The organism is Streptomyces sp. SCA2-17 (assembly GCF_044336695.1).
In genome coordinates, this window is the sequence record NZ_CP117521.1 from 4,711,166 (window position 1) to 4,724,440 (window position 13,275).

The 13,275-nt window shown below is 62.6% G+C and carries 6 protein-coding genes and 2 pseudogenes; 1 reads left to right on the plus strand and 7 read right to left on the minus strand.

The window, feature by feature from the left end; genetic code table 11:
• Positions 1-769 precede the first annotated feature (769 nt).
• The 7 genes and pseudogenes from PS271_RS21495 to PS271_RS21525 all read right to left on the minus strand — a co-directional run bounded on the left by PS271_RS21495 (position 770) and on the right by PS271_RS21525 (position 11,929).
• Positions 770-1,093 (minus strand): helix-turn-helix domain-containing protein, encoded by a 324-nt coding sequence (locus PS271_RS21495; RefSeq protein ID WP_398383832.1) that lies wholly within the window; start codon positions 1,091-1,093, stop codon positions 770-772.
• The gene (locus PS271_RS21500) at positions 1,090-2,217 is read right to left on the minus strand and encodes a tyrosine-type recombinase/integrase (protein ID WP_398383833.1); all 1,128 of its coding nucleotides are present in this window, start codon (positions 2,215-2,217) and stop codon (positions 1,090-1,092) included. The genes PS271_RS21495 and PS271_RS21500 overlap by 4 nt, the downstream gene beginning before the upstream one ends.
• Positions 2,218-2,373: 156 nt before the next feature.
• Positions 2,374-4,597: pseudogene (locus tag PS271_RS21505) on the minus strand (Tn3 family transposase); the annotation flags it as partial.
• Positions 4,598-5,084: 487 nt separating this feature from the next.
• Positions 5,085-6,737: pseudogene (gene murJ / locus PS271_RS21510) on the minus strand (murein biosynthesis integral membrane protein MurJ); the annotation flags it as partial.
• Between the two features lie 657 nt (positions 6,738-7,394).
• Positions 7,395-8,651: a lanthionine synthetase LanC family protein gene (locus PS271_RS21515; RefSeq protein WP_398383835.1), complete on the minus strand. Its 1,257-nt coding sequence runs from the start codon at positions 8,649-8,651 to the stop codon at positions 7,395-7,397.
• Entirely contained in the window at positions 8,644-11,721 is a 3,078-nt protein-coding gene (locus PS271_RS21520; RefSeq protein WP_398383836.1) for a lantibiotic dehydratase, read from the minus strand. The genes PS271_RS21515 and PS271_RS21520 overlap by 8 nt, the downstream gene beginning before the upstream one ends.
• 85 nt (positions 11,722-11,806) lie before the next feature.
• The gene (locus tag PS271_RS21525) at positions 11,807-11,929 is read right to left on the minus strand and encodes a hypothetical protein (protein ID WP_398383838.1); all 123 of its coding nucleotides are present in this window, start codon (positions 11,927-11,929) and stop codon (positions 11,807-11,809) included.
• Positions 11,930-12,408: 479 nt separating this feature from the next.
• Between PS271_RS21525 and PS271_RS21530 the strand changes: the two genes are divergently transcribed.
• Positions 12,409-13,008: a GNAT family N-acetyltransferase gene (locus tag PS271_RS21530; protein ID WP_398383840.1), complete on the plus strand. Its 600-nt coding sequence runs from the start codon at positions 12,409-12,411 to the stop codon at positions 13,006-13,008.
• Positions 13,009-13,275 lie beyond the last annotated feature (267 nt).

Sequence of the window (13,275 nt, forward strand, 5' to 3'; positions counted from 1 at the left end):
CAGGTCTTGGCCGGCCCGTTCCAGCAGTCCTCGCAGACGTCCGGGCGCGATCCGGTGGCCCGCCGGGCGACCCGACGCGTATCTCCGCAGAGGCCGCACTCGCGGACCGGCTTGTGCTGCCGGTAGTAACAGGACGAGCAAAGCGGCCCGTCCGGACCGTTTGAGTGTGCCGGCCCGACGGTGCCGCAGACCGAGCAGGTGTGCTGGGGCCGTTGCCAGCAGTTCAGGCAGAGGGGTGAGTTGTCCTGGCGTCGGGTGACGGGCATGCGGACTTGGCCGCAGTCGGCGCATTCTTCGACGACGTCCGTGTCGTTGCGGTAGCAGGAGTAGCAGATGCGGCCCTCGGCCCGGCGGGCGGCCAGCCGGGTGCCGGTGCGACCGCATCGGTCACAGGTTCCCTTGTTGCTGTGGGCGGCGCAGGTGCCGCAGAGCCGCCCGTCAGGACCGAACCGTGGCAAATCCACGTCGGGCCTTCCGCAGCCGGTGCAGGCTGGGCGGATCACGGCTGTGTGTCCGGCAGCGTGCAGTACGTCGGCGAGGCGGACGATCACGGCCGGGCAGCGGGCATCACCGGAGAACAGGGCCCCGGGGTGGTCGGTGAGGTGCTGATCAAGATCACGCAGTGGGGTGCCCCGGGCGGCCCGGGCTTCGGTGAGGGCATGGAGAGCCTTCTCCTGGTCGAAGCTGGTCAGCGAGGCGGTGAGGGTGGTGATCACACGGTCGAGGGCGGCCTGACGCTGTTCGGCTCGCTGGCGGTCGCGGGCCTTGGTCATAGTCCCTCGGGGCGGCGGATCGTGGTCCGGCGGGCAGTCGGCAGCGGCCGGACCGTTTCATCTGCGGTTTTGCGGATCTCTTCGTTGACGATCTGGACCTCGATGAGATCGCCGGGCTGGCAGGCGAGGATGTCGCAGAGCGCCGCGAGGGTGTCCATGGAAAGCCGCTGCGGGGGCTGCGTGACCAGGCGGAAGACCTGTTCGCGGGAGAGAGTGATGCCCCGCTCAGCGAGCGGTCCGACCAGGTCGGTGGTCTGGAACATCTGCCGGGTGGCCATGATCTGCCGCAGGTGCCAGCGGTAGCCCATCTTCTTGATCACGTCTCGTCGTCCTCCCACACATCGGCGTGCCGTTCCTTCAACACCCGTTGCAGCAGCCGGTTGCGGTACTCGTCCGAGACACCGGTGTAGATCGCGGTGGTGCTGGCGTAGGCGTGGCCGACCTGGTCCTGGACGAACTTCTCGGGGTAGCCGAACTCGACGAGATGCGTGACGTAGCTGTGGCGGAGCCCATGGAGATCGAGTTCTTCCGGCAGGCCGGCGGCCTTGCGGGCCGTTTCGAATGCCTCGTCCAGGCGCCGGAGGGACATCCGGCCGCGGCGTTCGGTGATCCAGAGCGCGGGGTGCTTGCCCGGCGAGAACGCGGGGCGGACCTCCTCCAGGTACTGGTCGAGGAGATCGACGCTCCAGTCCAGTTCGGGGACGGTGAGGACGGTGCGGCGCTTGGGCGGGCCGCCCTTGGAGGACTTCCCGTAGCGGACGAACAGGCCGCCGAACCGGCCGAAGTGCGGCATTTTCGGGTTCCGCCGCAGGTCGGCGAGATCGAGACCGCACGCTTCCTGACGGCGCAGGCCGTAGGCGTAGACGGTCTTGAGGAGGATCGCGTCGCGCAGAGCGGCCATCGAGCCCTTGCGGTGCCGGGCCCGGATCTCCTCGACGCGTCCGTCCGCCGCATCGAACAGTGCCTGGATCTCGTCGTAGGTCAGCGGGCGCCGGTCGGCTTCGCCCTCGTACTCGCTGCTGTGGGTGACCGTGTTCCACTCGTGCAGGATCTGCACGGGAGCCTGACCGAAGCGTTCCAAGCACCGCAGAGGCCAGCCGTAGCGGGCATCGGTGACGTACTCGCAGAACATCCGCAGGGCGTTCTGGTAGTTCCGCCCGGTGGACACCGCGAACTTCTTCCGCCGCGACCGCAGGTGATCGATGAACGCCTCGACCTCGGCGGGCTCCCACTGCCAGGGGTACTGGTTGGTGAACTCCGCGAACCGCCGTACCACCGACAGCCGTGGCTTGATCGTCCCGCCCTCGTCCAGGAACCGGGTCCGCTGCTGACGGGCCCAGCCGTCCAGCATCGCCTTGAAGACCGCCGGCTCCGGATCGAGGTGCACGACCCCGTCGGCCAGCACCAGATGCGCGGCACCCGGCAAATCAACCGCTCGACTCACGATGCATCCAACGCAACATCGTTGAATCGGTTACGCCGCCCAGGTCACAGGCACGACGAAGGGGACCAGCCTCCGGCCGGTCCCCTTCGTGAGCTGCTGGTCAGCTACCTGTGCGGACTACGTCGGATGTTGCATCCAACGCAATTCCGCCCGGTAGATCATGTTGAGCCAGGTTGCGCCGCCCCGGCGCCCGAAGTACTTCGGGTTCGGCCGCGCGTACACCGACGGTACTGGCACGACGAACCGCATCCCGTCCACCGAGGCGACCAGGCCCCCGCCCCAGCTCTGTGCGAGCGGGATGGACGCCTGATGGCCGATGAGGGTGGCGTTCGCGGCCCGGTAGGTCGCGAGCCGCAGGTAGGTCTGGTCGACGTGGGAGAGCCGTCCGTACTTCAGCGCGTCGATCCCGCCGATCACGGGGGTGTAGCCGACGTTGCAGCCGTGGGCGACCAGGAGCGCGGCGATCGTGACATGGAGGTCCTTCAGGCGGGCCTCACCGCCGGTGACCGAGGTGAACGCCTGGTCGGCGCCGGTCCAGGAGAACACCTCCAGCAGCACCTCCGGCAGGTCCACCCGGGGCAGCATCGCGTTCACCGCGGCCCGCAGGTCCAGCAGGGAGGCCGGTTCGGGCTCCGGTTCCAGCGCGGCGAAGTGCAGCCGACCGTCGTCGTCGAAGACGATCTGCGCGTTGTCCGGCAGGCGCCCGGCGACCTCCCGGTACGTGCCGTCCAGCAGCGCGGCCCGCGAGGCCAGGTGCTCGCCCGCCTCCCCGGGCAGCCCCAGGGAGGCCAGCACGGTGTGCTTGGCCTGCTCCCACGCCACACCGGCCAGCAGCTTTGCCCGCGGGTCGCCCCACTTGGAGGAGTTCTTCGCGAACACCTGCTTGCTCCGCAGCATCCGGTGCAGATGCTCCAGCACGCAGAACGTGTACGCCTTCCAGTCCACCATGCCCGGCTCCAGGTGCGGCGCCGAGAGCACCAGGCGCCGCCACGAGCCGGTGAGCAGGCCCGTGTCGATCTCAGCCGGGCCAACCTTCTTCCGGCCCATCAAATCCGGCAGCGACTTGAGCGCAGCCAGGACCGGCAGCCCTTCCGGGGCGGCGCCGAAGTCGACGACCTCGACCAGGAGCTTCAGGAACGGCCGGACCGTGCCGAACCGGCCTACCAACATGGACCGCCACGCCTCGTCCGCGTCCGAGTCCAACGGCGGCGTCAGCTCGAACAACGCGGCGATCGCGGCGGCCAGCTCGTGCCGGGGCACCACCGCCTCGATCCGCTCCCACATCGCCTCGAATGACTCCACCACCGGGCCGGTGACCTCCCCGGTGTCGGTGTCGACCAGCTCGCTCGTGGTGTCGAACACGACCTGGAACGCGGTCGCCAGCTTCGCCGAGGCCCCGCTCGACCCGCGGCAGCGTCTTCAACTTCTCCTTGACCGTCTCCCGCTCGGCCTTGGCCAGCAGCTTCGTCGCGATCAGCACCTCCAGGAGGTCGAGAGCATCGTCAACGGCCCGGGTCGTCAGGTAGACCGTGGTGGCCAGCAGCGTCGCCAGCCGGCGGGAATCGCCGTGACGGCGCAGCAGCGACGCCTTGCCGTCCACCCCGTACCGGGACAGCTCCGCCAGCCGCCGCGGCGGGACCGCCGTCATGTCCAGGTCTCCCATGCCGAGGGCGGCGATCTCCTCCGCGCGCTTCAGCGACCACTTCATCTGCGGGCCCGACACCCGCACCGGCCCGCGCCGCAGCCGGTCCAGCTCCGAGACCCGCTCGCCAGGCGGCACAGTCAGCAGCGAGTCCAGCACCGCCCGCTGACCGACACTCAGCAGCCCGTACAGCGTGTCCCACAACCGCTGACTCGCCGCCTCCCGCACCGTGCCCACCAGCCGGGCCAGACGGCTCACCCCCGGCAGCAGCACCCGCCCCTCGCGCAGCCAGCCCGCCGCCGCGTCGAACAACGCCTTCGGCCCGTCCCCGGTCGTCCACGCCCGCGCGTCCAGCCAGACCACCAGTTCCTCGCGGACCTCGGCGAAGTCCCGCCAGCCCCCGGACTCCTGGATCTCACCGGCGTGCGTACGGGCCGTACCGTCCCGCTCGCCGTACAGCTTCAAACACGAGGCGTCCTCGATCTCCAACTGCTCGGCCAGGTACTCGGCCACCTCCGCCGGCACCTGCCGCGGGTCCGGCATGAACCGGCCCAGGAACCGCACACTCGTCAGCTGGACCGCGAACCCGAGCCGATTATGCGAACGCCTCTTGGCCTGCACCGCCTCCCGGTCCGCGTCGTCCAGAAAGAAGTACCGCTCCAGCTCCGCCCGCGAGGGCACCTCGTAAAACGACCCGTACCGGGACGCCTGCTCGTCCGTCAGGAACTCGACCGCCACAACAGCTCTCCGAAGATCGACAACAACGACCCACGAAGGCTCCGACGCTCAATCACCCCAGGTCAAAGGCCCAATCAGCCCGGAGACGGCTTAGCGCACGATCTGACACGGATGTTCCTCAGACCCCGATGCCCACCCGGATCGCCGCCCGACGGGGACGGCGACCCTGAGGTGAGCCAACGGCTGCTGGCCCTGGCCACCAGGGCCAGCCAGGGACATGCGCCGTTGTTCTCTCGAAGAAGCCCGGCGCCGCGCCCAACGGCGGCGAGCTGGGGCCGCCCGCTGACCATGACTGGATGACTTGGTCTCGGCTGTCTTGCCAGGAGGGCATCGCCTTGTTAATGAGCGTAGCCGCGCATGTCGGAGTTGCCAGTGGACACGCGCCAGACGGGTGCTTCCTCTATCGGCCACGGTCTATGAACCTGAACTCGCACCGAGCCATCCTGCCGACGGGTTAGCCGTGAGCCCAGCCTTATCGAGTGGAACGCTAGCCGAGCCGACCTCTGACCATGCCGACCAAGGCATTGAGCTCCTCAACACGAAGTCGCTTTGCCGTGACGGTGAAGATACCAAGCAGTACGGAACCGCCCGCGATCAGCGCCGTGAGCGAGCCGAGGGCGCCATCGCCCAGGCCGTGTGTGATAGCGAAAGCAGTAGCACCGCCGGCGATCGCTGCCGGCATGGCGGCGATACACAGCCGGATATACGTCCGGATGACGCGCGGCCCGTCCAGGTCACCACCGAGACGGTTGCGCAGCCGACCCCATGCGACGCCGACACCTACGGCGTAGGCGAGCCCGTACGAAGCCGCCATGCCGATAACTGCCCAGGCGGCCGGGAGTACGAGGTAGCAGAGTGCAGACGCAACGCCGTTGACGCCAGCGACGATGACCGTGTTGTAGAAAGGCGTCCGGGTGTCTTCGTAGGCGTAGAAGCCGCGCAGTACGACGTACTGTACGGAGTAGGGGATGAGCCCGAGACCGAATGCCATGAGGATGAAGCCCATGCCGCGGGCGGCTTCGAGGTTTGCGCCGGAGAAGAGCAGGGTTGACATAGGCAGGCCGAGCGCGAGAAATGCAAAAGCTACCGGGACGATAGCGACCGCTGACGTGCGAAGCCCCTGGGAGATGTCATCGCGGACAGCTTGTGGGTCGTTATCCTGGGCGGCACGGGCGATGCGGGGCAGTACCGCAGCCATAAGCGAGACGGTGATGATGGCCTGCGGCATTCCCCAGATCAGCTGGGCATTGCTATACGCGGTGAATCCAGCGCCTTCTTTACCGGATGTCTTTCCAGCGGCGGTGGCGAGTTGAGTGACGACCGTCGCCCCTGCTTGGTTGGCAAGGACGAACAACACGGTCCACTTGGCCAGTGTGACGGTTTGGCCAAGCCCCTGCCCCTTCCAGTCGAAGCGGGGACGGAACCGGAATCCGGTTTCCCGAACGTACGGGATCATAGACAAAGCCTGTACTACGAGGCCCAGCAGCGTCCCAACCCCGAGTAGGCGGATTCCCTCCGGCGGAATGGTTTCGACGCCCATGCGGGACTGACTGGAGGTGCCGTAGACCCAGATGAACGAACCGAACGTGGCAATGACAACAATGTTGTTGAGGACGGGTGTCCACATCATTGCCCCGAATTTGCCACGGGCGTTGAGGATCTGGCCCAGCACGACGTGCAGTCCCATGAAGAAGATGGTGGGCAGGCAGTAGCGGGCAAAGGTGACAGCGACGCTGTTCGCTGCTTCATCGCGGGTGATGGTGTTCGACATCAGCTGGACAAGCCACGGGGCGGCGAACACCGCGAGGGTGACGATCACGCCGAGCGTCACCATTACGAGCGTGAGCAGGCGGTTAGCGTATGCCTCGCCTCCGTCCTCGTCCTCCTTCATGGCGCGCACAAGCTGTGGAACGAAAACAGAATTGAGCCCGCCACCGACGGTGAGGATGTACATCATCACCGGGAGAGTGTAGGCAACGGTGTATGTGTCACCCAGTACTGCGGCACCCAAGGCTGCGGTGATGACGAGACTTCGAATGAAGCCGGTGAGTCGGGACACCAGTGTGCCGGCAGCCATCACGGCGCTGGACTTCAATAGACTGGAGGCGCGGCCTCCCTTGCCTTGCGCCGGGGAGGGTGGGTGGGCCTGGTTGTTCGTGAGTGCGCTGTTTGCGTGAGGGGCGGATCCGCTTGCTGACTGTGCATCTGGTTGGCTTTTCACCGCGGCGAGTTGCATCGTGTCAGGGTCGAGGGCTCGCTCGGACTCCCAGGGCTGGCGCACAGGCCTGTTCTCTAAACCCGACATGTAGTCACCGTTCTGCTGTGATGGTAGAGCAGTTGAAGCCTCAGGCGATGTTCGGCTTGAAAAGCCGTCAGTGGGCCCCCAGTAGTTCGCCCCTGAAGAGTGCGGGGAAGCCGGTAAGAAGTCTCCCTCCCCGTCTCCTCTGCTCCGGTGGCGCCCCCCATTACCCGGCATGCCCATGATTGCTCCCTTCCTCGCCACGGACAACGGCAGGCTTGGTAGGAAGCCCAGCTGACCGTGATTTTCGAACGTGATCAAATGTGAACGGCCACCCTCGTCACAACCTGACGTGACGTCTGGTCCGGCAGAGCCGTCCAGCGGGCACGGGAAGAGTGACCGCAGCACGCTTCAGACGGTCTTGCCGACACCACGGGCGTGTCCAGTGATCCTGGCCTTCAAACGGTACAGCGTTGATGCCGGCTTACGGCGGGTCGGTCTCTTCCTGGCCTGGGTGGAGGTGCCGGGTAACCCCGGCGAGTGCCGTCGGCCTCAGAGTCAAGCAATCAAGAGGAGTTCGTCCAAGAACGACATGCTGGAGTGAGTGCAACCAATCAGGGCGATACCCACACCCATCGCACCTTCCCAGACACCCGGGCCTGAGCTGAGCGAGACAAAATCGTTTATGGTCTCGCACGAGCCTAGCGCCGCCAGTATCTGCATTGCTGGTGATCGAGAGGAATCCGCAGGGACTACTCTCGACGTGTATCTGCGCTCATAGGAGTGGAACTGATGGAGCAGGCCGGCCGCGCCGTGGCAGATGCTCATATCGTTCTGGATGCCTTGGGCTTCTGGTGTCCTGCGGGCACTGGAAGCCATCAGGGAATCTGCAGCATCGGCCCACCTTGGCATCCCGAAAGCGTCAGCCGCTAGGCGCAAAGCGTGCGCGATACCAGGGTTCCCATAGCACCATGCCGTACGGGTTGCTTCCTGGACTGCGGGAACGGTGTGGGCAAGATGGGCAGGGATGTCTTCTCCCCACTGTGTCACGATACGCGAGTTGAGGATTCTGTCCGCAGCTATGACTGCGGCCACGCGTGCATTATCGCCAGCCAGGTTGGCTCGGTGCATAACGGCAAGGAATGCCAGGATTCCTCCGAGACCGTGCGCCATCCCGAGATCGCATGAGACAGGCTCGTAGGTATTCGGCGACCGCGAGAAGTTTTCCACGCTGCCTGGTGGTTGAGGATTCCAGATACGGTCTTCCTCTACCCAATTCGCGATTAGCGAGGTGAGCGTGCGTGCGACGTGGACCGCCCCCGAAGACTCGCCACTGACGAGCTTGAGGTACGGCGCCAGCCCGCTTAGCCCGGAAGTGATATCAAAGATTCCTGATGGGATGAATCCCTGAAGTCCCTCAGCTTCGCGACTCATCGCCTCTACCTGCCCTAGAGCAGTAGCGTTCAGCGAAGAACGTGCCTTTCGGTAGCCCCCATGTGACCGCGCCACCATTTCGATACAGTATGCTTGGGCAATCACTCCGTCGAAAATATTTGACCAGCTGTTGGTCGAGACGCCGCCGCTGACGCTCTCCGACAGATAAGCGTGGGCAGACTTTTCCCATCCTGCGTTGGGGTCTAGCGATGCCAGGTTTGCGAACGCTAGTGCCGCCCCCGGATATCCATAGGCCAGACTCGTCTGCTGTTGCGCATAGTCATGCGAGGATATCGACGTGAATACCTCTACTTTTCGCAGGTGATGGAGGATAGCGATACCGGCACGCAAAGCATCCCGCGACAGCGCGTCGTCAATCATTCATCTCTCCGGCATGAAGCAGATCTTGGTGAACTTGGTGAAGGTGGTGGACTATACGAAACTCGTCACGCCGGTCGAATCCCATCCGGTTCACATGCATATGAACAATGCTCGCCGCAATACTGTTCAGACTTCTCGTCAGTTCCCCGGATCCTTCGCAACGAATGAGTTCTTGAGCTGATATGGAAGCGCCCCAAGATTGCAGCAGGGACGCAGTCTGGGGTTCTGTAAGCCCGTTCAAGTAGTCGCGCATTACATGCGCATGCTGAGCGAGATCTTTCCTCAAGGCTGCTTGAGAAACACTCTCATCGCCTTGCATCTCGTTGCGATAGCCTCGCCGCATGCTAGCGAAGATGTCCTTTCTCTGAGAGCGCTCCAACCCGAGTGCTGACAGAAGCGCATCCGAGCTCAGTGCTGCGGCACGAAAAGGAGTGAGGCTTCCCTTCGGGTGATCGGCAACGGACATGTATCGCAGTACATGAACGCTGTCATGATGGAAGATGCGCTCGCAGGCAAATATTCCTGCGGGCCCACCGTACCGATCGACCTCACGTTCATATGGCCGGATCTCGAAATGGCTCGCCAACCCAGAACTCACAGTCCCCTTCAGTGCCTCTGCCACTCGTTCGGCCTGCGACCACAATTTCTTTGAATCCGGGGACAAGATACGAAGTCGCAGATGAGGAAGTGGGTCGGCATAGCGCACAAAGAACCACACCAGATCCGGGTCCAGCAGGACAGAGGTGAGGCTTTGGAGGATATCGTCCTGGAATTGAGGGCGGCCGTAAATAGCAAATGCCACCGCGTCACCACCGGGCTGCAGTACCCTCTTGCCGACTGACGTGTCACTAATCGGGCGACTGATAGATGGGGCGGGACTTATCTTCGCCGGCTGCGGCGATGTGACTGATATTACCGCTTCAACCACCTTGCGCTTACCTTCATTGCTGATGACACCGCCAAACTGAGGGTTAGGGAGTCCTTCATCTACGCGGCTAGTTCCCTTCTGCATGAGATCACGCAGAACGGCAACATGCTGGTCGCTGTGGAGATCGAGCAGGAGCCGCTGATCATATTGGCCCGCAGCAACATATCGGGGCACTCCAACATCGCGTCGCCAGCGTGAAATATCTGCACGAGGATCCGGTTTCCCATCCTCAAGGCGATGAGGGACCTGCCAGCTCGCCGGCGACACGACCACTTTCCCTAGGGTCAGTCGGGGCAGGAAGGGCAGGGAGGAATAATCACCCCACGTCCAACCGGGCTTCCATACGCCTTCCTGAGATACGTCAAGCGCGAACCTGATCGAATTGGGTGCATACTGCGGGGTAAGCATGTTGGACACGCGCGCTATAACGCGTTTATTTAGGAGGCGCGAGCGCAAGTAGAATCCGCTGCTGGAGAGCCCCACCAAGAGGTCGTTCAGCGGTATATGCTTTCCCTGGCCTACGCTGGGCGTGGCAAAATGAGTGATCTCGTATGTATGTATGTTCGGGGATGCGGCGACGTTATTCCCGCGCCCCGACGTGAAATATGAAAGGGTAGCGAAACAGATATCAGGGTTCAATCGCTCCTCAACTGTAGCCGCTTCTTGGTATTCGTGTATGAACTCATTTCCCAGGTAAGCAAAGCGACCGGCGGCCCTGCCCGAGGGAGTTCCGGCCTGTGAAGGCGACAAGACCAGGTTCGAGCCGCTTTCCATGCCCTCATCGATGAGGAAAAAGATGTCGGCGCTGGGGGGCGGGGCCCCTTCAGGGAGCGGAACTCTTCGGAGGTCATCTAGATGAATGGAAACCGTTCCATCATCGGTATTCCGGCTCTGCGCCAGCCATTTCAGCATGAGCGCTCTCTTTGCCCGATCCCGAACGTCGCTGGTCTGCGGAGGGAGTTGACGTGCAGAGGGTGGCGTTGTGTAACCGGCGGGGGCTCCCAGCCCAATGTACGGATCCATAAGTTCCAGCAGAGGAACTTCAGTTTCTCCGTAACGCTCACGGAACTCGTCAGCGTAGGACTTAAGAGCCTGTGAGTACGGGCGCACTGGACTCATCCTGAAAAGAAATTCCAAGGTCCGATTCGCCTCTGCCGCGTACTCCGCAGGAATTGTTCCTGAGGCGTTAGAAAGAGCGTCGACGTGCAGCCATGGGCTCTCTTTTCCGGTTGAGCCAGCCTCAGGCTTGAGAAAAGTTATGGCTTCTCCGGCCGGCATACTGGAATATGTTGCGATACGGTGAGCATCGTTTTCGAGGCCCTTATCCGTTGGCATGCCGGTAGCCTGCATGACGTTCTTCAGATATCCGATGGGATCTAGACAGCTGCGCGGAGGACGTAGTGCGGTGAGGAGAACGCCGTTATCAACCAGCGACTGGAGGTACGACCACAACTTCTTCGCACCGGCTTGTGGAAAGTCGGTGGAAAGGTTTTGGTGAAGTTCCCCAAGCGTGATGTCTTCAATGGCATATTGGTGCACTTTTGCGAGTGCAGAAGTCGATGCGACAGATATTTCTTGACCATTGCTGGCGCCGCCTACCGGGTCAGCAGACAAGACCAACCGGCTTTCTTGCCAGTGCGCACTGCCATTCCATCGGACAATCACTTTGGGAAAGCTGAAGACGCGCTTCTCGAGGCGTTCAATGTGGGCGAAAAGAAGATCGTGATCCAATTTTGCAGCCCGGGTCCAGCGAAGCCCCTGGGATAAATCTATCTGGTTGCTTGAGCCCCAGCTCAGTGTGGCAACGCCGGCGAAGAGCCCGAAGGGCGTGGGACGAGAAGCGGCCCTGATAAGATATTTGGTAAAGGATTTTGACAAACGACGTATCTTCTTATCTGTGCGCCCTTCAGGATTCGCTCTGTAGCGATCGATCTCGCCAGCGGTCTCTGGGCTGGCAATCCAGATCGCTTCCTGCAGATGAGGGGAAGCGGTGTAGCGGGCGATGTTATCTTCTAGTGATCCTTTCGAGAAGAGCACATAGTCGTCGAGCGACAGGAGGGGTGTCCGTATCATGACCCGCTCGCCAACGGTGAAATTGGGAATTTCGACGCTTATGTCGCCGGTAGAGTTCTTGGGCTTCATGACGCTTTCCCTCGGGCTATAAGCGAAGGGCCGTTGCCTTTTCGGCAACGGCCCTTACGTTAAATGACTAATCTTTGCTGACGAGTTAGGACTCGTCGCCCACCAGGGTGCACGCGACGGTGAGGCAGGTGATGCTCCGGATGCCGGTCTGCGCGGCGTCCTCCACCTCGTCGTTGAGGTTGCGGATGTCGAGGTCGAACTCGTTCATGCTCACAATACGCTCCACGTCTTAGTAACTACTGGTTGCAACGGAAACGCCAACCTAAAACGAGGCGTCGGCGGATCCGTTACCCATGAAACTACCGGGTCAGGAGTGATGCATGGTGTAGGCATGCAATGAACCAGCCAATCACGCTCCGTGTAGGCTGCTCAGGGTTTTCTGTAAGCAATATTTATAAATGATACAAACGTGCAGAGTTGAGCCTTATGTCCAACTTTCGATATTGGGCGATTCTGCAAGTGTTGAGGTTATGCCCGTATCTGGAGTGTTCCCGGAGGGGGGCTCTCACATCTTCCCTTGATCACGTTCCGTGGAGAGTGACCCCACGCTGAACCGCCCTGGACTATTGCAGGAAGGTTACGGAAGGGCTGGATCGTTGCGGGTTCTGTAGTCGAAAGGTGCACTTTCGGCCAGCGCCTTGGCGTAAACCCTGGACGGCTCGACTTGCGTCATGATCAGATCGTTTAATGACGTCATTCTGGACAGGTGAGCAGGTACGCTTACGCGGTATCGAACCCGACGACTGGTCTGCATTCATGCAGTTCACTGTGGATGAAGAGGGGGCAGGGGATCTGCTGCAGCTGCCCCGTTCAGCCGAGAGCTATCGCGCTTGGGCGAAGGAGCAGGCGTCTGCCAATCCCAATGACAACTCCTTTCAGTTGGCAATCGAAGCCATCGAAACTGGGGAGATAGTCGGTGGTATCGGCTCGTACCACGCTGATCCACGTGCGGGTTCGTTCGCATACGGCGTTACCATCAGCGCTGATCACCGGCGCAAGGGTTACGCAGCAGAAGCCGTAGTGCTGCTACTGCGCTTCATGTTCGCCGAGCGCCGCTATCACAAGTGCGAGGCAAGGATTTTTGAGCACAACGAGGCGTCGCTGGCCCTGCATCAGCGACTCGGATTCGTTGAGGAGGGCCGCCTCCGTGACCATGTTTTTCTCGCCGGTCGGCACCGTGATCTCGTCATGGTGGGCATGCTCGCTGACGAGTTCGCTCATCTGCACCTGAGGAGTGAGTTGCAAGACGACCTTATTAGCACCGCCTCGAACGTGACGCGAGCCTGACCATTATTGCCGCAGCCCGCTGGATGGAGAGGTTGCTCCTGATCCAGTGCTCCGTCGCGGAGGTGTAGGAACGGTTGCCCGTGGCCATGGCCACGGGCAACGCTGCTTCTGCGGCCGCACTGCCACTGGCCGCCGGCGCGCGGGGCCTGGCAGTCATGCTCGGCCCTGGGCTGTCCTGATCGAACTCAACTCCTGCGGCAGCGTCGGCAGCCGGGGCAGTCCACGCAGAGTCTGCTCGGACTCGTCGGGGCATAGATATCTGGCGGC

Bases quoted from the DNA above. Each gene is read 5' to 3' on its own strand.
- PS271_RS21520 (WP_398383836.1), bottom strand. From the start codon at position 11,721: ATGAAGCCCAAGAACTCTACCGGCGACATAAGCGTCGAAATTCCCAAT.
- PS271_RS21525 (WP_398383838.1), bottom strand. From the start codon at position 11,929: ATGAACGAGTTCGACCTCGACATCCGCAACCTCAACGACGAGGTGGAG.
- PS271_RS21515 (WP_398383835.1), bottom strand. From the start codon at position 8,651: ATGATTGACGACGCGCTGTCGCGGGATGCTTTGCGTGCCGGTATCGCT.
- PS271_RS21530 (WP_398383840.1), top strand. From the start codon at position 12,409: ATGACGTCATTCTGGACAGGTGAGCAGGTACGCTTACGCGGTATCGAA.